The organism is Luteolibacter sp. SL250 (assembly GCF_026625605.1).
Classification (GTDB): domain Bacteria; phylum Verrucomicrobiota; class Verrucomicrobiia; order Verrucomicrobiales; family Akkermansiaceae; genus Luteolibacter.
In genome coordinates, this window is sequence record NZ_CP113054.1 from 2047049 (window position 1) to 2065675 (window position 18627).

The 18627-nt window shown below is 63.3% G+C and carries 12 protein-coding genes; 4 read left to right on the forward strand and 8 right to left on the reverse strand.

Translation table 11 applies throughout. From position 1 onward, the window contains the following. Window positions 1-421: 421 nt before the first annotated feature. The 5 genes from OVA24_RS09085 to OVA24_RS09105 form a co-directional block, all read right to left on the reverse strand. Window positions 422-1825, reverse strand: a complete 1404-nt coding sequence (locus tag OVA24_RS09085) for a DUF1552 domain-containing protein (protein WP_267674889.1) — start codon at window positions 1823-1825, stop codon at window positions 422-424. 15 nt (window positions 1826-1840) lie between these two features. Beyond that, a complete protein-coding gene (locus OVA24_RS09090; RefSeq protein ID WP_267674890.1) occupies window positions 1841-3700 on the reverse strand; it encodes a DUF1592 domain-containing protein in 1860 nt (619 codons plus the stop codon). Between the two features lie 114 nt (window positions 3701-3814). After that, the gene (locus OVA24_RS09095; RefSeq protein WP_267674891.1) at window positions 3815-4402 is read right to left on the reverse strand and encodes a hypothetical protein; all 588 of its coding nucleotides are present in this window, start codon (window positions 4400-4402) and stop codon (window positions 3815-3817) included. Between the two features lie 227 nt (window positions 4403-4629). Further along, window positions 4630-5922 (reverse strand): dGTP triphosphohydrolase, encoded by a 1293-nt coding sequence (gene dgt / locus OVA24_RS09100; protein WP_267674892.1) that lies wholly within the window; start codon window positions 5920-5922, stop codon window positions 4630-4632. A 57-nt stretch (window positions 5923-5979) separates the two neighbouring features. Beyond that, window positions 5980-6873, reverse strand: coding sequence for a PEP-CTERM sorting domain-containing protein (locus tag OVA24_RS09105; protein WP_267674893.1), 894 nt, complete (start codon window positions 6871-6873; stop codon window positions 5980-5982). A gap of 200 nt (window positions 6874-7073) precedes the next feature. Between OVA24_RS09105 and OVA24_RS09110 the strand changes: the two genes are divergently transcribed. Next, window positions 7074-8753, forward strand: coding sequence for a DUF4407 domain-containing protein (locus OVA24_RS09110; RefSeq protein WP_267674894.1), 1680 nt, complete (start codon window positions 7074-7076; stop codon window positions 8751-8753). A gap of 660 nt (window positions 8754-9413) precedes the next feature. Here the strand turns inward: OVA24_RS09110 and OVA24_RS09115 are convergent. After that, the gene (locus OVA24_RS09115) at window positions 9414-10844 is read right to left on the reverse strand and encodes an aminotransferase-like domain-containing protein (RefSeq protein ID WP_267674895.1); all 1431 of its coding nucleotides are present in this window, start codon (window positions 10842-10844) and stop codon (window positions 9414-9416) included. A 153-nt stretch (window positions 10845-10997) separates the two neighbouring features. On the opposite strand from OVA24_RS09115, the gene OVA24_RS09120 reads away from it, so the two are divergent. Together OVA24_RS09120 and OVA24_RS09125 are read left to right on the forward strand one after the other, a co-directional pair. Further along, window positions 10998-11294: a DUF2917 domain-containing protein gene (locus tag OVA24_RS09120; protein ID WP_267674896.1), complete on the forward strand. Its 297-nt coding sequence runs from the start codon at window positions 10998-11000 to the stop codon at window positions 11292-11294. A gap of 85 nt (window positions 11295-11379) precedes the next feature. Continuing rightward, window positions 11380-12099 carry a PEP-CTERM sorting domain-containing protein gene (locus OVA24_RS09125; RefSeq protein WP_267674897.1) on the forward strand — a complete coding sequence of 240 codons (720 nt, stop codon included), beginning with the start codon at window positions 11380-11382 and terminating at the stop codon, window positions 12097-12099. An 81-nt stretch (window positions 12100-12180) separates the two neighbouring features. Here OVA24_RS09125 and OVA24_RS09130 read toward each other — a convergent pair whose 3' ends face one another. Next, complete coding sequence (locus tag OVA24_RS09130; protein ID WP_267674898.1) at window positions 12181-14337, reverse strand: FAD-dependent oxidoreductase; 2157 nt, start codon at window positions 14335-14337, stop codon at window positions 12181-12183. 118 nt (window positions 14338-14455) lie between these two features. Between OVA24_RS09130 and OVA24_RS09135 the strand changes: the two genes are divergently transcribed. Next, complete coding sequence (locus OVA24_RS09135; protein ID WP_267674899.1) at window positions 14456-15232, forward strand: helix-turn-helix domain-containing protein; 777 nt, start codon at window positions 14456-14458, stop codon at window positions 15230-15232. Between the two features lie 16 nt (window positions 15233-15248). Here OVA24_RS09135 and OVA24_RS09140 read toward each other — a convergent pair whose 3' ends face one another. Further along, a complete protein-coding gene (locus OVA24_RS09140; RefSeq protein WP_267674900.1) occupies window positions 15249-18458 on the reverse strand; it encodes a phosphodiester glycosidase family protein in 3210 nt (1069 codons plus the stop codon). Between the last annotated feature and the right edge of the window lie 169 nt (window positions 18459-18627).

Sequence of the window (18627 nt, forward strand, 5' to 3'; positions counted from 1 at the left end):
TCGTGCCGAAGTCAAAAATTACGTATTTTTGCGTAGTAGTCGAAAAAAGTCGCAATTCGCTGATTTTGTGAAAATTGCAACAATGTTTGAAGCCATGAGGGGCCTTCATTTCCCGTTTGGAGACAAATTCAGCCCGATTCATGAATGCCCCGGATTGCCTGATCGCCTGCAAGAACCGGTCTCAACGTGAATTTGGAGGTAGTTGGGTCAAAAAATGGTGAAAATGAACTCATCCGGGCAGGCTCACCCGTCGTCTGGAGGGGGCCGGTCACTGTTGATCGGGCGGCAAAAGCTCGCCGAAGCCGATCAGGAGGTGAGGAAAGCCGCAGGAATGCCATCGTCACGCACCGGAGATGCGGGCGGCTGCAGGACGGCACGGGCCATCCGATGAAGTGACGCGGAGACCTTGGTCCGTAGGGCGTCACACCCCGCGCAGCGCGGTGGTGGCGTCCGCGAAGGAATGTTCCTTCACGCCGGCCTTCGCCAGCATGGACAGCCAGAGCGAGCAGAGCGGGGTCCCGGAGTCGAACTCCAGGTGGCGGCCGGTCTTGATCTGGTTGCCGCCTTTTCCGGCCAGCACCACGGGCACGTTCTTCGGGTCGTGCGCGTTGCCGTCACGGATGGGTGAGCCGAACACGACCATGGAGTTGTCCAGCAGGTTGCCGTCGCCTTCCTTGATCTGCTTCATGCGGTCCAGCATGTAGGCGTATTGCTCGATGTGCCAGCGGTTGATCCGCTCGTACTGGTCGAGCTTCGCCGCATCGTTCGAGTGGTGGGAAAGGTCGTGGTGGCCTCCGTTCACACCATCGACGAAGGAGAAGTTCCGGCCGGTCACGTCGTTGCCGAACATGAAGGTGGAGACCCGGGTGCTGTCCGACCAGAAGCCGAGCACGATGAGATCCAGCATGATGCGGGAATGTTCGCCGTGGTCGAAGCGCGGCAGCGAGTGCAGTTCCTCCTCGCGGGAGGCCTTGCCCATGGCCTTGGAAATGCGGGCGTCCAGATCGCCCAGGTGCTTCGCCAGTTCCGGGGAGAGGTTCTCACCGGCGCCGAGCGACTTCGCTTCCTGTTCGATGCGGCGCTCCACCTCGCGGATGGAGTCGAGGTATTGGTCGAGCTTCTGCTTGTCGGACTGGCCCAGCTTGTTCTGCAGGCGCTTTGCGTCCTCGCGGACGAGATCGAGCACGGACTTCTGGTCCGCTTCCTGTTTCTGGCCGTTGTGGGATTTCGTGCGGAACAGCCGGTCGAAGGCGACACGCGGGTTGATCTCGCACGGCAGCGGGACCGTCGGTGCCTTCCAGGAAATGTGGGAGGCGTAGAGGCGGGTGTAGTTGACGTTGGTGTCGATGCCGGAGACGACGGACTCCGTGCCCAGCTCCAGGGAGGGCAGCTTGCAGGTCTGGCCGATCTGCTGCGCGGCGAGTTGGTCCATGGAAACGCCGCCCGCATTGATGTCGGAGCCGGTGGTCTTGGTGATGGTGGTACCGGTGAGCCAGCCGCCGGTTTTCACATAGTGGCCGTCGCCGCCGAACGAGTTTTTGTTCTGCAGGCCGGTCATGACCAGGATGTCATCCCGGTGTGCCTCCAGCGGCGAGAGGATGGGGGAGAGCTTGAACTTGTCGCCGCTGCCTTCCGGAGTCCAGCGGTCCGGACGCACGCCGTTGGGCATATAGAGCATGGCCATGCGGATGGGGTGTCCGCCGCAGGTGCCGGCCGCCATCACGGGACGCATGGCCTCCAGTGCGGGGAGGGCGAGGGTCGCGCCGATGCCTTTGAGGAAGGTGCGGCGTTGCAGGTGCCAGCGGTTGGTCTGGATGTTGGCCATGATGGGAAGTGAGGTTCAGCGTTTCGCGGAGCGGTTCTGGAAAGGATGGGAAAGCACGATGGCCTGGATCAGCGGACGGATCTTGAGTTCATTTGCCCGCAGGGTTTTGACCAGGTCGGATACGACCGGTTCGTCGTAATATTCCAATGGCCGTCCCAGGGAGTAGGCGAGCATCTTGCGGGCGATGTTGCGGAGGAAGAGTTCGTCGGATTCCAGCAGGATCTTCTTCAATTCCGAGGGGGTGGAAAAGCCCAAACCTCCGGGCAGCTCCGCTTTGGAATCGACCGGCTTGCCGTTCGCGTCGGTGGAACGCCAGCGGCCCACCGCGTCGAAATTCTCCAGCCCGAAGCCCAGCGGGTCGATCTTCGCGTGGCAGCCCGCGCAGTTCGGCTGGTCGCGGTGCTTCTCCAGTTGCTGGCGGAAGGTCAGGCCCTCCGGGGACTTGTCATCTCCGGGCAGCACACCGGCGTCCGGTGGTGGTGGCGGGGGAGGGGTGCCCAGCAGGCTGTCCAGGATCCACTTGCCGCGCTTCACCGGGCTGGTGCGCAGCGGCACGGAGGTGGTGACCAGGATGGACGCCTGGCCGATGACGCCGCCGCGGTTGCGGTCCGTCAGCACCACCTTCTGCAACTGTGTCCCGGACACGCCGGGGATGCCGTAGTGCCTGGCCAGTTCCTCGTTGGCGAAGGTGTAGTTCGCGTCGATGAGGTCGGTCACCGGGCGGTTCTCCCGGATCAGGTGGTTGAAGAAATCGACCGACTCCCGGTACATCGCCGTCCGCAGGGTGGGCGTGAAGGAGGGGAACCGCTTTGTGTCCGGGTCCGCCACCTCCCGCACCTCGTCGAAGCCCAGCCACTGCCCGGCGAAGTGGCGGGCGACCGCCTCCGACCGCGGGTCGTTGAGCAACCGCTCCACCTGCTGGGCCAGCACCGCGTTGTCGGACAGCTTCCCTTCGGACGCCAGCTTCAGCAACTGGCGGTCCGGGGTGGAGGACCAGAGGAAATACGAAAGGCGGGTCGCCAGCTCGAAGTTGTCGATCTTCCACTCGGCCTTTCCCGGTTGGTCGGCTTCCGACCGGAACAGGAAAGCGGGGTGCATCAGCAGGGACTGGAGCGGAGCCTTCAGGGACTCGTCGAAAGGGCGGCCTTCGGACAGGTTCTTCTCCGCCAGCGCCAGCATGGAGGAGATGTCCTCGTCCGTCGCCATGCGGCGGAACACCAGGCTGGCGTTGTATTTCAGCACGTTCTTCGCCGCGTCCTGCGGGGTGACTTTCTCGGACGGCTTCGCCACCAGCAGGCGGGCCAGTAGGTCCGGCTTCACGTAGATGTCGTCGATGATCTTTTTGGATGCGGCCAGATACTTCTCCATCAGCACCGGTGGCACGAAAAGGGCGTCGCCCACATTGTCAAAGCCCTCGCCACCCGCTCCATCGGCTGGAAATTCCCGGCCGGGGAAAAAGTTCACGCCGAACAGGTCACGGACCGAGTAGTTGTATTCGTTGCGGTTGAGCCGTCGCACGATCGGGCGTCCCGGATTCCTCGGGAAGTCGCCATGGACCAGCTTTTCCTGGGCGCTGTGGATCTCCTTGATGAGCTTCTTCCGCTCATCGTCGCTGGGGATCTCGTCGTCATCCACATCGTCTTTCGGCGGCATGGTGCCCGCCTCCACCGCATGGGCGATGTTTTCCAGGAAGCGGTGGTACTGGTAGGCGTCCAGCGTGGTCTTCAGGTGGTCCACCTGGATGCCGCCCTTCTGCTTGTTCTCGCTGTGGCAGTCGTAGCAGTACTTCTTCAGCAACGGTTGCGCGTTGTTCGTGAAGTCATCCGCGGAGGAGACGGCCGGCAGCAGGAGGAGGATGGTGAGGAAAGAACGCACGGAAAAGGTGGCTAAACGGCTGTTGGGAGGCGGATCTTTCACAAACGAAAGGGCACACCCGGCTTCCGGCGAAGGAGAAATTTTCAGCGGAGAAAAGGGATGCCGCCTCCACCCTCACTCCATCATTTTCAGGATAGCCGCGGCGTCTTTCAGTCCGGGCAGCGCGGATGCGTGGGAAAGCACCGCGGTTTCCCGCTCCCTGTCCACCGGTGCCTTGTTCTCCGCCTTCGCCAACGCCTTCGCCAGATCCTCCCCGGATTCGGCGGACGCCGTCTTGGTCAGGTTGCGGATGACCTTTCCGTCGTGGAGGTAGATCCGGTGTTCCGTCACCTCGTCGATGGTGCCGGGCTGGCCGTTTGACGCCGGCTTGCCGCCGAACTTCCAGGAACTGTCCGTCACGTGGATGAAGAACAGCTTCCCGTCCCGGTAGTAGAAACGCTCGTCGGACCCGCCATGGTCGCCGCTCGTGTAGCTGAGGACCGCCTTCACCATCTGGCCGTCCTTCCGGAACCGCGTGAGCGTGCCGGAAAGTGGGTCGCCCTCCGCTTCGAATTTGATCTCCTCGCCCTTCGTGCCCACCGCTTCGATCGCCGCATATTGTGCGCGGATCGTCTTGATATGGTCTTCCGTTTCATCCGCCGATGCCGGGGTGGCGATGAGGCAGGATGCGGCCACGACGATGAATGCGGGGCGGAAGTGCATCCGCCAACAAAGCATGTTCAGGCCAGTGCGGCAAGATCCCACGATTTTCGGACTGTGGCTGCGCCGTCCCGGCGCAGGCCGTGCCTGCTGCGTCCCGCAGCAGGAATTTCACAAGGGACACGGCGGCGGGAAGCCGCCACAGTTTGCGGGCGGATTAGACTGTCTGGCCCGCCATGCCGCTGCTATGGGTTCCCATTGCAGCCGGTGGACAGGAGTGTCCACCCTCCTCACCCCACCAGATCCCCGATGGAGCCGAAGTCCGGCATGAACAGCCGCTTGTAGGTGCGCACGGCATAGCCGTCCGTCATGCCGGCGAGGAAGTCGCACACCAGCCGGGCGCGCGTTGCTTCGTCGGCCGCGCTCCGGATTTCCTCCGCCGTGTCCGCAGGCAGGAGCTGGAAAAACTGGCCGTCGATGGGTTGTCCGGCGATGTAGCGTTCCGCCAGCACGTCCCATAGCTGTCGCAGCACGCGGCTGCCCTTGTGCTCCAGTTGCTTGAGCTGCGGGGATAGGAACACCACCTCGAAGGCCAGCTTCTTGAAGACCTTCGACTCCGCCCGCATCTCCGGGTCGATCTCCAGGCGGTATTTGTAGCGGTTCGTCGTGCCGCTCATGAAGTTGTTGTCCTCCACCAGGTGGGTGGAGCGGATGTATTTCCCGATGCGGCTGCCGACAAACGGATCGACCTTCCGCGCGCGGATGGCCTTTGTCAGTTCACCCAGCGGCGTGCCGGGATCCGTGGGGTGCCCGTTCTGTTCCGCCCATGCCTCGATCTTGGCGATGCTGAGGAATCCGGCGCGGACACTGTCGGACAGGTCGTTGAGGGAGTAGGCGGTGTCATCCGCCCAGTCCATGATCTGGCACTCGATGGACTTGAAGGCATCCCGCGCCTTGCCCGGGGTGTATTCCGCCGGGAAGTCATTCCCGCCCATGGCCCAGTCCAGGAAGACATGCTGATGGTCGTAGATGAAGTGGTGCTCCGGAGGGGTGCCGTCGTCTTTCTTCAGCTCGCTCCACAGGGACTTGTATTTCAGCACGCCGTCCAGAAAGGCGCGGGTGGGATCCATGCCGGTCCGCTTCGCGGAAAAGATGCGCTCCGTCAGCAGGCGCAGCGTCTGCGCGTTGCCCTCGAAGCCGCCGTGGTCGCGCATGAAGAAATTCAGCGAGCGTTCCCCGGCATGGCCGAACGGCGGGTGGCCCAGGTCGTGGGAAAGGCAGATGGCCTCCACCAGGTCCGGGTCGATGAAGAAGTCCGCGGAGAGCGGTCCCTCTTTTCCTGCCAGCAGCCAGTGGCAGATCGCCTTGCCGATCTGCGCGACCTCCAGCGAGTGGGTGAGCCGTGTGCGGTAGAAGTCATACTCCCCGCTCCAGAAGACCTGCGTCTTGTTCTGCAGGCGGCGGAAGGTGGGCGTGTGCAGCACCCGGTCCCGGTCGATCTGGAAGGGCGTGCGGTAGTCCGCGGGGTCGCCCGCCTTGAACTGCCGCTCCGTGTCAAAAGCTCCGTAAAACCGGTTCAACATCCACGCCATGGGACCGGGCGGAGCGGGGGAAGTCGAGGCGGAAAAAAGTCCGCGCCCTTATCTCCTGCGCCGGGCGAGGAATCCGCCGGCACCCAGCAGGGCCAGCGCGAGGCCGGATGGCTCCGGCACGCCGGTCACGTCGTAAAATGCCTGTGCGGCATCCCCAGCCCCGTCACTGAAACGGATGTTGTCCAGCGTGCCACCGGTCAGTCCGGGATCGGCATTCTGATAGCTGATCGCGCCGAGCCGGGTGATGGTGTCAGCCATGTTGATGGTAGTGCTGGAGTAGGCCGGGGTGTAGGCGCTGATATCGCTGTTGGCGATCAGGTCCGGATCCACCCACAGGCTGACGGCGTCCGCCGCTCCCCCGGCGTTGATCGTCAGCCGCCCGACGATGAGGGAGATCTTGTCCGACGCGACCCCGGGAGTGGAGGAAATGACCTGGGAACCCGCCGTGCCAGCCCCGAAGGAATAGACCAGCGTGCCGCCGGTCATCTGGATGTAGTAGTCGCCGCGATCATTGAACGGGGTGCCTGTATTTGCGGGGTTCAGTGAAATGCCCGCGCTTTCGGTGTCCGTTTCGTCCGCGGAGGTCATGGTGCGGGTCAGGAACGAAAACCAGATTTCTCCGGTCGGGGAGTTGGCCACCGTCCGGAAGTTCTGGCGGACGCCTCCGTTGTTGCCATTCCGGAGGGCCTGGGCGGTGCCGGTCTGCGGCACGTTGTAGAGGGTGGAGGTGAGGTCCCCGGCGATGATGTTGCTGGAGGCGGATCCGCTCCAGTTTCCGGAGAAGCCGGTGCCACCGGCCTTGTTCACCGGAGTGCCCGCGGAGATGTCATTGAAATCCGCGATGAGCAGGACCGCGTGCGCCGGGCCTGCCGCGAGAAAGGAGAGGGCGGCCAGGGGTGGCAGAAGGGCACGGCGGGAGGACAGGGTCGGGAAATGCTTCATGGGAGGGGTTTTTCAAAGGAAGGACGACAGTAGGAAATCCGGGCCGGCCGCTCAAGGTGAAAGTCGGAGGGCTCCGCTGAACCGGACTGGAAAAAATTTGAAATGAGATGAAATTTCCCCGGACGTTGTCCGTAAGTCCAGTTTCAAAGGGCACCGTCGCCCAACCCTTTCTCCCGGCAGTCTCTCGCTTTTCCACCTCCATGCACGCCATCAAACGCGCCTTCTTCTGGCTCTCCGGAGCCGGTACCCACACTCTCGAACAATGCCCGAACTGGGAGCAGCGGAAGTATGTCGCCTTTGGTGCGACTGTGCTCGTCCCGTGCATGTTCGCGTTCATCGCCTGCGCCTACGCGCTCTCCACGCTGACGGATAATGCGCGGGTGATCTACCCGGTGGCGGCGGTGTGGGCCTTCATCATCCTCACCATCGACCGCGCCCTGCTGGCGGGTTACCGGCCATACCTTTCCTTCATGCGGAAGGGAGCGCAGTTCTGCCTGCGCCTGCTGGTGGCCATTCTCATGGGCATCACCATCGCCCACCCGCTGGTCCTGCTGCTGTTCCGGGACACCGTTTCCTCGGTGATCGAGAAGGACCGCGCGGCGGAGATCGAGATCGTCCGCACCGGCTTTGAGAAGGAGAAGGAAAAGGTCCGCGGCAACATCACCAAACTGGAAGCCGCCATCGCCGAACAACGGCAGAAGTGGAACGAGTCCTTCCAGGCGAAGTTCATCCTCCAGGAAAATGAGAACGCTGACGCCGCCATCCCAGGCCTGACGGCGGAGCAGCAGAAGGAACTGAAGGCGGCGATCGACGAAGGAACCGCGCCATTCCGCGAGCGGCTCACCGTGGTGGACAAGCAATTCGAGGAACTCAGCCCGCAGTATGCGAAGCTCCAGACGGAGCTGGGATTCTGGCAGGCGGAGTTCGAGCGGGAGTTGAACGGCCAGCGTTCCGGACTGTCCGGGGAGGGGCCGCGCGCCCGCTCCATCCGCGCGGACCAGCTTGAACCGCGCCGGGAGGAATCAAAGCGCATGGGTGCGCTGCTGGAGCACCTGACCGCTGAGAAAGCGAACCTCCAGACCCAGTCGCGCCAGGCGGAGGCCACGGCCATCGCCGGATTCGAAGCGAAGCTCGCGGAGATCGAGAAGGCGAACCAGGCGGAGGCCGACCGTGTCGCCGCCCTCAAGCAGAAGGTGGAGCAGGACCAGGCGGAGCAATTCGTCACCCAGCAGAACGGTCTGCGGGAAACCATCAAGCTGCAGATCGACAGCCGGATCAAGGAACTGGAGGTCGTACAGGGGGAGCTGACCGCCGTGGTGGCGGAGGAGTCCGACCGTCTGGCCGCCATCCGGGCGGAGCCGCGGAAGGACATCCTGACCCAGACCTTGGCCCTGCATGCGTTGTTCGAAGCCGGGAACGAGGGCGGTCAGTTCGCCTTCTACACCTACATCATCCTCACCGCCCTTTTCATGCTGGTGGATACCATCCCGCTCATCGTGAAGTTTTTCACGAAACCGGGGCCGTATGACTCGCTGGTGGACCGGGATGAGATTTCCTTCGACTCCGAGCACAAGGCCTACAAGCAGAGCCGCAGCCGCTACATGGAACAGCTCTCCAGCGGCAACCTCATCGCCGTCACCCGCAACCAGCGGCTGGAACACGCGCTGGTCGATGGCGTGGAACACACCCGCGCCGCCCGCGAGTTCCTGGATTCACTCATCGAGATGGAGCGTGCCTTCGCCGATAAGATGAAGATGGAGGAACAGAACATCGGCATCGCGGAAAGCCACAAGCGCGAAGCGCTGGAGGCCATCAAGCAACGCTTCTACGCCGACCTCAACCACCGCATGGAGGTCTTCTTCAGCGCGCGCCACGCGTGACGTTCCGTAGCGTCATGGCTGCGCCATGACGGCTGGGGAACCTCCGCTTCCCCGGGAGATCGCATCGGAATGATGTAGTCCGGCGGAGCGCGGCGGTCCTACCCTGCGACGGGCGGCTTGCCGGCCTCTCCCTCCGTTGTCCTGATGAGAAAACATTCCCGGGCTGGGCCTGCCGGGATTGCCTTTGCTGTCAGATCACGGTCTGCCGCGATCAAGGTCCAGAATCGTCGGGCCGCCACGTTGGAGACATCATACGGAACCTCCCACATGCCAGCCCGGCTCAGCAAAAGGGTATGAGCACTTATGGAGCCTATCTTTCTCTTCCGGAAAGCCGGGAGAATGAAGAACTCCGCGATTTGCCATTGCCACTCACCAACCTCGCCTTCTTCCCGTGATCGCACGAGAGCGAAACCGGCCAAATTTTCTTCGAATCGGAGAATATACGGATGTCGATGAGGACTGCTCCAGTAGAGATTCCACCACCGATATTCGAACAAACCGTCATCCCCGATCGGGGAATGATCATGGCTCGCAAGTTCATGAAGGTAGAGCTGCAACAGCCGGTCCAAGATCGGTCGATCTTCCGCGGATGCTCTGGCCACAACCAAGCTCATGTCTCGTTTGGCTGGGAGTTACTTTTATGACCTGTTGCCTGCGCCATCACACCGCCGCGTGGACGATTTTTCCCAGCGTGCCCAGCGCGGCCTCCATCTTTTCGCTCCACGGGTGGCCGCAGCTCAGGCGCAGGCAGTTGGTGAAACGTCCGTCCGGAGAGAACAGGGGACCCGGAGCGAAGGATATGCCGGCGGCGCGTGCCTGCCGGAAGATGGGCAGCACGTCGGTGCCTTCCTCCAGCTCCACCCACAGCACGAATCCGCCCTGTGGGTTGCTCACCTTCGTCGAGTCCGGGAAAACCTCGGCCACCGTTTCCCGCATCTTGCAGACCTGCTGGCGGTAGGTGTGGCGCAGCTTCCTCAGGTGACGTTCATAACCGCCGGTCTTGAGGAACTCCGCGATGGCCAGCGCGGAAAGCGATGAGCCGCCGAGGTTGAAGGCGTGCTTCAGCTCCATGATGCGTGGCATGTACTTCCCGGCGGCGATGTAGCCCACCCGATAGCCGGGAGCCAAGGTCTTTGAGAAGGATCCGCAGAGGATCACGTTGTCGTTGGAGTCCATCGCCTTCATGCAGCGCGGGCGCGGCCCGTCGTGCGGCAGGTCGCCGTAGATGTCATCCTCGATGACCGGGACATGGTGCATCTCCGCGAGCTGCAGCAGCGCGAGGCGGTTGGCTTCCGGCATCAGCCCGCCCACGGGGTTGGAAAAACTCGGCACCACCAGGATGGCGGACACACGATGACGGCCCAGCGCCTTGCCCACCGCCTCGATGTCGATGCCGTCCGCGGAGCAGGCGGGAATGGCGACCACGCGGAGCTTCAACTGAGCCATCAGGTTCAGCGTGCCGTAGTAGGCGGGGGATTCCACGATGACGGTGTCCCCGGGCTTGGTCGTTGCGAGCAGGGCGAGGTGGAGCGCCTCACTGGCGCCGATGGTCACCACGAAATCGTCCGGCGAAAGGCTGCATCCCCAGTCCAGGGAGCGGCGGCTGAGTTGCTTCCGCAGTGCGAAACTGCCGGGCGCGGGATCGTATTTCATCGCCGCCGACGGTGAGCGGCGGACGATGGACGCGGTGAGGCGTGAAAGCTTGTCCAGCGGGAGCAGTTCCGCGCCGGGGGCCGCCGCGCCGAAGGGGACGAGCGACGGATCGATCATGTCGTCCGCCATGGACAGACAGGAGGCGAAGCCGGACAGGCAGGTGACGGTGGACTTGTACTTCGCCGCCTCCGGGGCGCGCAGCGCGTTGGCGAAGCGGGGGCGCACGTAGAACCCGGACTTCGGCCGGGCTTCGATCAGGCTGCGGTTCTCCAGCAAGGTGTAGGCCTGCATGACCGTCGGCACGCTGACATGGTGCTGGACGCTGAGCTGGCGCACGGAGGGGATGCGGTCCCCGGCACGCAGGGAACCGGCCTCGATCATGGATTCCATGCGTTCGGCGATCTGCTGGTAGAGCGGGGTTGCGAGTTCCTGGGCCATGGCTGCGAGTGTGCCGGAAGGCGGCGACCTGGACAATATACAGGGAATCGCAGATTGTGCCTGTACAGTTTTTCCAAAGTGATGATCTGTGCAGGTAGGAAACCCAAGAGGGTGTGGATTCCCGCTCCGCCGGGAAGGGGTAAGGTGGAAGGCATGCAACTGGTGCTGCCTCCGCTCCCATTTCTCCGCCGTCTTTCCTTTGCCTGTTTCGGCGGGCGGGCAGGGAGCATCCGCCTGTCGAGGGAGCTGTCGGAGCGGGAGACCGTGCGGCTCTCCCCCGTGCGGCGGCTGCTGGTAAGCTGCAGCGAGGGCACCGTCTGGATCACCAGTGGAAGGAGTGATGCGGGTGATGTGGTGCTGCAACCCGGCGACCGGCTGGCGGTGGCCGCCGGATCCTCCGTGGTCATCGAGGGGCTGCAGGCATCCCGGATCGAAGTGGGGGCTTGTTGAGTCCGTGACTGGCAGGGACGCCGCATTTCCCTTTCCGCCCCCCACGCATTGACAAAGCCCGCGTGATTCCCCCAACTGCCCTCCGATGAAGCGATCCTTTGCCCTTGCCGCGTTTTCCGCCCTGTCCGGTCTGGCCTCAACCCAGGCTGCCGTGATCTCATTGACCCCGGCCGCGGACCGCACGATCCGTGGCGAAGGGACATCCAGCGCTGACGACGGCACCCTCATCATCGGCTACAACAACAACAGTTACGCCCTCCACGCACTGCTGAGCTTCACCCTCGCTCCGATCACATTGGGTCCGGGTGAGTCCATCGTTGTGACGGGAGTGACCATGGATGTCCGGCTGGCGACGACGCCGGGCCTGGGCAACGGTGCATTGACAGTGACCCTGAATGACTACGGATTCAGCTTCACCGAATCCGGCGCCATCTGGGCGGATCCTGATGGAAATGGCAACAGTGCGACCGGAGATACCACTCCGGGAGGGACGGCGGGTACGCCCCTCAGCACCATCACCGTCTCCAATCCCGGGAGTACCTCGGACGTCGCGCGCACGTTTGGCAGCAGCTCGGCCTTCGTCGCGGATGTCCAGTCCATCATCGGAACCGGCGGTGAACTCAACTACATCATGACGTCCAACGCCACGTCGGATAGCTTCTTCACCCGTCTGGTGAGTTCCGAAGGAGCGACCGCAGGATACCGCCCGACGCTGGTCATCAGCTATGAAGTCATCCCGGAGCCTTCGGCCGCCATGCTCGCCGGTCTCGCGGGCCTCGGTTTCATGGCGCGCCGCCGCCGCTGACCTTCTCCCTCTGGTTTCCTGGAAAAGGGAAAGCCGCCGCCGGAGATCCGGAGGCGGCTTTTTCATTCAGGAGCGGACGTGTCAGTCCACCGGCATCCAGCGCACGGCGTCGATGACGACGTGGCCGTTGGTGTCCTTGTTGGTGATGGTGACGCTGCCTTCACTGTCGAACTCGAAGCGGCCGACGGAGGTGAAGCTGCCATCGATGGCGGGTGCCTTTTTCTGGTTGAGCGTTGCCTGCTTGTCACCGCCTTTGGCTGCGATGGTCACCGGCACGTTGTCCGCGCGGTTGTTGTTCGCCACGTAGGCCACCTGCACGTCGTAGGTGCCGGCCTTCGGCAGCTTCGCGGTGAACTTGGCGACCGCCTTGCCATCGCCCGCGGCGTGGTCGTGCTGGAAGCCCTCACCCACGCCGATGAGCAGGGTGGAGGCGGACCAGCCGCCGTTGCGGGACGCGGCCCCGTCATCGACGATGGTGCCTTTCAGTTCCTTGATGTCCTTCAGCTTCGTGCGGTCCTTCGGTGGCGCGGTGTAGTTCAGCACCTGCCCGTCCGCCAGCAGGCGTTCGCGCAGCTTCGCGTAGTCCACCTTCTGCAGCGTCGTGCCGGCTTCGATCGCATGGCTCACGGCGGTCGCGCCGCTCTGGCCCAGAATCATGAACACCGGCTCCATGCGGATGCTGCCGAAGGCCATATGGGAGGAACTGAGGGCGATGGGAACCACCAGATTCGAGCATTCCTGTTCACGCGGGACGATGCTGCGGTAGCTGATGGGATACGGAGGGAAGCCACCAACCTGCACGTCGCCCTCGTTCTTCACCTGGCCCTTTTCGTCGATGTGGCGGCGGACATGGTGGGAGTCCATGGTGTAGGCGCCCATGCCGACGGAGTCCTCCACCGGGCGTTCCTGCTGGCAATGCTGCTGAAGCATCACCAGGTCGGAGATCATGCGGCGGCCTTCCCGCACGTAGATCTGTCCCTGCCAGCCGTTGCCGTCGGTGAACTCGTCCTTGGTCATGCCCCACTTGGACACCTCCGCACGCACGCGTTCCGGCACGCGCGGGTGGTTCGCCAGGCTCCACATCACGCCCTGCTGGTAGAGCAAGTGCTTCGCGCGGATCTCCTTGCGCTTGTCATAGGTGCCTTCCGGCCATTCGTAGTTCTGGCCGATGAAGTCGGTGGAGAAGCCGTCGCGGTTGTTCGTGTCCGTCTTGCGGTTCGGCATCAGGGAGTTGATCCATGGGAAACGTCCCTCGCCGCCACCTTTCTCGAAGTGGCGGAAAAGCAACTCGTACCACTGCTCGTCGTAGCCCTCCGGCTTGTGGAAGGGGATCTGGTTCTCCTTCACGTCCGTGAGGCACATGCGGAAGCAGAACGCCTGCATGCGGTGGTCGCTCGCGCCTTCCTTCTGCGGGCCGGTGGTGTCCACCCATGGCAGCAGGCCGCTGGACGGATCCCCCGGCTTCACATACGGGTCCACGCCATCCGCGAGCTGGTGGTGCCGCGCCTTCAGCGTCTGCACGCCGTTGAGCGTCTCCTGATAGACATCGAAGCCCTCGCGGCCGACGGTGTAGGCGACGCCGCCGGAGGCCATGAGGTCGCCTTCGTAAGTGGCATCCATGAAGAACTTCCCGGAGAAGCGCTTGCCGGACTCCATCACGATCTCCGTGATGCGGTTGCCGTCCTTCACCACACCCTCCGCCACCGTGCCCGGGGCGGCGGTCCAGTAGCCGGTTCCGTTGTCCTTGCTCTTCGCCTCGCCCTTCCGGTTCAGCCTCTCGCCGTAGATGATCTTGATGTCATGCTTCTTCACCCAGTCGTGGTAGATGGCGAGCGCGGTCGATGGCTCGAAGGTCCACAGCGTGTCCTCCTCCGCGGCGGTCTGGCTCTGGCCGGTGCCGCGGAAGGCTCCGCCCTCCGGCTTCTTCTCCCATTTCCATGATTCCGGTTTCAGATACCAGGTGCGCACCGCCCGGTAGAAGTCGCGGGAAATGCCGCCGATGACGTGTTTGTTGCCGATGTCCGTCTGGCCCAGGCCGCCGGTGGTCAGTCCGCCGATCCGGTCGGATGGCTCGATCACCACCACGCTGCGGCCCATCTTCTTTGCTTGTACCGCCGCCGCGACCGCAGCGCTGGATCCGCCGTAGATGACGAGGTCGTATTTCTCCGGCTCCGCGCCGAATCCGGTGCTGGCCAGCAGCAGGCTTGAAAGGGTGAAGGTCGGTATGAGTTTGTGCATGGGTTCGCTTGTGGGGTTTCTGTTGGATGATGTGAAAAAGGGGCCGTTACCTACGGCGGGCACGCCGGTTGCTTTCAGATCGCCGGGGCGGTTGGAAAAACCGGTGGATTTTCCAACCATGCCGCCCTTCTGCCGTGCCGGAGACCATCAGCGCCATGGCAAACGTGCCGTTCCACGGGAAAGCGGCATACCTTGCCGGAAAACGGAACGCGCCGGTGCCGGTTTCGCCACGAAGCTGTGGATGTTGTTTCCAAAGCCGCGCACGGCGGCTAAGGTGCGGCGCGCGGAAAGAAGACACCGCAGGATCACCGTGAATCTGGTCGAACTCGCCCAACGCCTCAAGGACGCCCGCCTCCAGCGGGGACTCACTCTGGATGAAGTGTCGGAACGATCCGGACTGGCCAAAGGCCTGCTGTCGAAGGTGGAGAACTTCCGCGTGACCCCGACGCTCATCACCCTGTCAAAGCTGACCGAGGCGCTGGGCCTGAAGCTTTCCGACCTGCTGGACGGACTGGATGAAAAGCCGTCCATCAGCGTGGTGCGGCGCGGGGAACGGCAGATCATCGAGCGCAACCGCGCGCAGACGGACGACCCGCGGCTCAACAACTACTATGAGTCCCTCGTCGCCCGCGGGGCGGACCGCGTGATGGAGCCGTTCGAGATCCGCGTGCCTGCCAACGGCGGCAGGCAGGAGGCGCTGCAGCATGAGGGGGAGGAGTTCCTCATGGTGCTGGAAGGGGAGGTGAAATTCCTTTTCGGGGATGAGATCATCGCTCTGAAGGAAGGGGACAGCATCTACTTCGATGCGGAGGCGAACCACCGCCTCTACAATGACACGGCGGAGGACGCCCGCGTCGTCAGCGTGATGTGCTTCGGCGGGCGTTCGCGCAGGTAGCCTTGGATGGCACGCGTCAATCGATGAAGATGCGGTAGAAGGCGGCTGGGTCGGCGGAGGCATCCTGGAGGAGTATGGGGGAACCGGTGCCTGGCACGGGGTCCCCGATGTTGTCCCAGCCGGAGGGCTTCAGATCGGTGGAACGCTGGAGCTGGTAGCTGCGCCCGCTTTCGGTGCCGAAGGTAAGGTTTACAGTGCCGGAAGTGATGGAAATGGCGACCGATGGGACCAGCGGGGCGCCGTCCGGGGCACCGGTGCCGAGCGGCGCGGTCCCGATGCTTTCTCCGGCGGAGTTCTTCGCGATGATGATGTAGAAATAGCGGCTGCCCGGAGTGATGTTGGTGTCGGTGAACCAAGTGTTCGCGGGATTGGCGATGGCTTCGTAAGGGCCGTCCACGGACTCCGCGCGGCGGATCTCATAGCTGGTGGCACCGGAGGAAAGCTGCCAGTAAAGGGAAACCTGTGCCTCACCTTCCACGGCGGCCACACTGGCAGGGGTGGCGGGAGAGGCCACCGGGGCCGCCGTAACAGCGATGGCGTTGGCAACGGGGCGGAGAGGGTCGGAGGCGGGGACGTTCATGACCGTTCCGCCTCCAGCATTCGACCACAGCGTGGTGGAGCCGCCGCCGTCGTAGTTGGTCGCGTATTTGATCCAGCCGAGGGAGTCGATGTAGGTCTGGAGTTCAGGGATGGTCATCCCTGCGGAGGCTGATGTCCGGCCATCGACGGCGATGAGGAGAAGCCGGTTGTCATACGTCCAGGCGGCTGCGGTCCGGGGATGGCGGACGCTGGCGAAGTCGGTGTCCCCCGGATCATAGTCGGTCCATCGGACGCCATCGCGGAACAGCCATGGCCCGGTGGACATGATGTTGGCATCGTCGAGGCTCTCCCATCCGTCGCCGGGTTTCTGCACCATCCGGACACTGTTCGGGGTGCCCAGGCCGTCATCCGTGACGGCCTGTTGATCCTGTGCGTTGTCGGTCGGATTGATGAGGGTGCCGCCCGCCTTGAAGTATTGGATGGATCCGGAACCGTTGAAGAACTGCCCGTTGATGGCAGCCACGGCCCCGGAGACCGTTCCTGCGAACTGCGGGACGGTGCGGAGGCTGCCGTTGGCATGGGGGAAGGCCAGACGGGGGGAGGGATCGTTCAGGTTGATCTCGGTGACGAAGACGTTCTGCTTCGATGAGAAGAGATTCGAGTGGGTGAATTTCTTGTAAACCACGCCCTGCCCCAACTGGGTGGTGGTCACCGGTGCGGCGATGGGCGTCACCTCAAGAGGGCTTGCGGTGATGACGATGTTATCGATGTCCACCACCCCCGGGGATGCACCGCCGGGCACCGCGATGGTCTGGATGCGCAGCCGGGCAAGGGGGCCGTCGAAGCCGTTGCGCCAGGGGATCCTCCAGCCGGTGAGCGTTCCATCGATGTAGAGATCATAGGTGCGTGCGTTGGGGCCGCTGTAGTGGTGGATGAGTTCGTAGTGATGCCATTCCGTATCGAGGTTGGAGTCATCGATCGCGTAATAGTTGGTATTGTCGAAATAGCTGATCTTGTTCGGCGTCAGGCCGAACTGGAGGAACCCTGCCATCAGCGTGTTGTTGGTGCTGTCCGGCATGACAGCGATGTCCAGCGTGCGGTGGCCGGCCTCGGAAACGCGGGCGTCGAACGCCACTTTCAGAACGCCGTCGGCCAGCGGTGGGAAATAAAGATAGTCCGCCCGCGCGCCGCCGCCCTGGGGGCGCCGCAGCACCTTTTCATATCCCGGTTCTCCGGTATTGATGATCAGTGCCTGGTTCGCGCCGACCTGCGGCTGCCAGATTGAGGAACCATGGGTGGTGGGCTGGAAATCACCGGTGGGATAGATGCTGTTGTCGGTGAATCCGCCGGTGTCGGAAAGGGCGAGCGGGGTCCCGAGGGTATGGAAATGATAGGTCCGGGTGGTGGATAGCCCGTGAGCGCTGCTGGAGGTGATGGTGGCGTGGTAGCTCTGGTGGGGGACCAGGCCGGAGATGGAGGCCTCCAGGTTTCCGGGAGTGCCGCCGAAGGAGAGCCTGCCGTTGGCCGGTGTGCCGTTGAGGGACAAGGTGACATCCGCAGGGGCTATGGAGAGACCGGGATACGGGCGGACCGTGAACTCGAAATGCGCCGCCGGGTGGAGGTAGCTTCCATTCCGCGTGACCGCGGCTATCTCCGGTGCGGGTTCCCGGGTGGTGAAGCGGTAGGTGCGGACGAGGGTATTCCCTCCGGCATCGATGGTGACGATGGCTTCATGGTCGTTGCCGGGGGTCAGGCCGGTGATGGAGATCTCGCGCGCCTGAGGTGTGCCGCCGAAGGAAAGGCGGCTGGTCGCGTCCTGCCCGTCCAGCATGAGGGTGACGTTTCCGGCATGGATCTCCACGGGAGACTCCACGCCAAAAATAAAGTCCGCACCGGGGAGCAGGTAGGAATTTTCCGGAGTGATGACGGTGAACCTGAACGGAGTTTCCGAAATGATGAGGCCGATGTCATCCAGCCCGATGCGGGCGGAGACGGGGACGGTGGTTCCGGACTGGAACGCTTCCAGTTGGATGCCCTGCACCGCAAGGCCGGAGGGGGCGGTGAAACCGAAAAAGACGTTTTCCCCCCGGGTGCCGGACAGCCCGCTGGTGACCACCTCGGTGGAGCCGTCGGAGAAGGTCGCGGTGGCGCGGAGGTCCAGGGGGAAGACGTTCCCATCCGCAGCGGCGTTTGTCCGCGACATGGCGACGAATCCCACCCCGCTGACGAAGTTGCTTTCGAGGGTCTCTCCACCCGGCACGCCCCGGACCGGACCGAAGCTCATGCTGTAGTCTCCGGGCGTGGAGTTCGTGGTGGTCCCGCGGGTTCCGGAACTGGCCGTATAGGTGGCGCCGTTGTTGAACGCCTGCATGCCCCTGCTGAAGGTGACCTGGAAGTCCTTCGACGCCGTCGTCCCCCTCAGGACGGTGGTGTTTGCGGTGATGGCGGTGGTGGATGGGAAGTCAAACACGCCACCGGCGGATGCGCCGAAAGCCGCCGACATCGCGGTGTTGAAAGAAGCCAGATCATTGCCGGGGACGGCGCTGGCACTGCCGACGATGTTGCCGGCATCTCCGAACTGGCCCACCAGGGGTTGGGTCAAGGTGGTCTGCGCACCGGCCTCCGTGATGAGCAGCCACGCTGCGAGTGAAGCCATCAACGTCCATTCTGATCCTCGGGTTTTCATGGGTTCTCAAAACGGGGAAAGGTGGGTTCAGACCTTTCCTCCGGAAAACCGGACGGAGATGGGTTTTTGTCCGGTATCCCATTCCAACGGAAGCAGCGGGAAGAGGCAATACCCCTGAAGTGGCATGTCGTGGTGCCACTTTCGGGTGATCTCATGGCGGAGGATCATC

Bases quoted from the DNA above. Each gene is read 5' to 3' on its own strand.
- OVA24_RS09085 (WP_267674889.1), bottom strand. From the start codon at position 1,825: ATGGCCAACATCCAGACCAACCGCTGGCACCTGCAACGCCGCACCTTC.
- OVA24_RS09095 (WP_267674891.1), bottom strand. From the start codon at position 4,402: ATGCACTTCCGCCCCGCATTCATCGTCGTGGCCGCATCCTGCCTCATC.
- dgt (WP_267674892.1), bottom strand. From the start codon at position 5,922: ATGTTGAACCGGTTTTACGGAGCTTTTGACACGGAGCGGCAGTTCAAG.
- OVA24_RS09105 (WP_267674893.1), bottom strand. From the start codon at position 6,873: ATGAAGCATTTCCCGACCCTGTCCTCCCGCCGTGCCCTTCTGCCACCC.
- OVA24_RS09110 (WP_267674894.1), top strand. From the start codon at position 7,074: ATGCACGCCATCAAACGCGCCTTCTTCTGGCTCTCCGGAGCCGGTACC.
- OVA24_RS09115 (WP_267674895.1), bottom strand. From the start codon at position 10,844: ATGGCCCAGGAACTCGCAACCCCGCTCTACCAGCAGATCGCCGAACGC.
- OVA24_RS09120 (WP_267674896.1), top strand. From the start codon at position 10,998: ATGCAACTGGTGCTGCCTCCGCTCCCATTTCTCCGCCGTCTTTCCTTT.
- OVA24_RS09125 (WP_267674897.1), top strand. From the start codon at position 11,380: ATGAAGCGATCCTTTGCCCTTGCCGCGTTTTCCGCCCTGTCCGGTCTG.
- OVA24_RS09130 (WP_267674898.1), bottom strand. From the start codon at position 14,337: ATGCACAAACTCATACCGACCTTCACCCTTTCAAGCCTGCTGCTGGCC.
- OVA24_RS09135 (WP_267674899.1), top strand. From the start codon at position 14,456: ATGCCGCCCTTCTGCCGTGCCGGAGACCATCAGCGCCATGGCAAACGT.
- OVA24_RS09140 (WP_267674900.1), bottom strand. From the start codon at position 18,458: ATGAAAACCCGAGGATCAGAATGGACGTTGATGGCTTCACTCGCAGCG.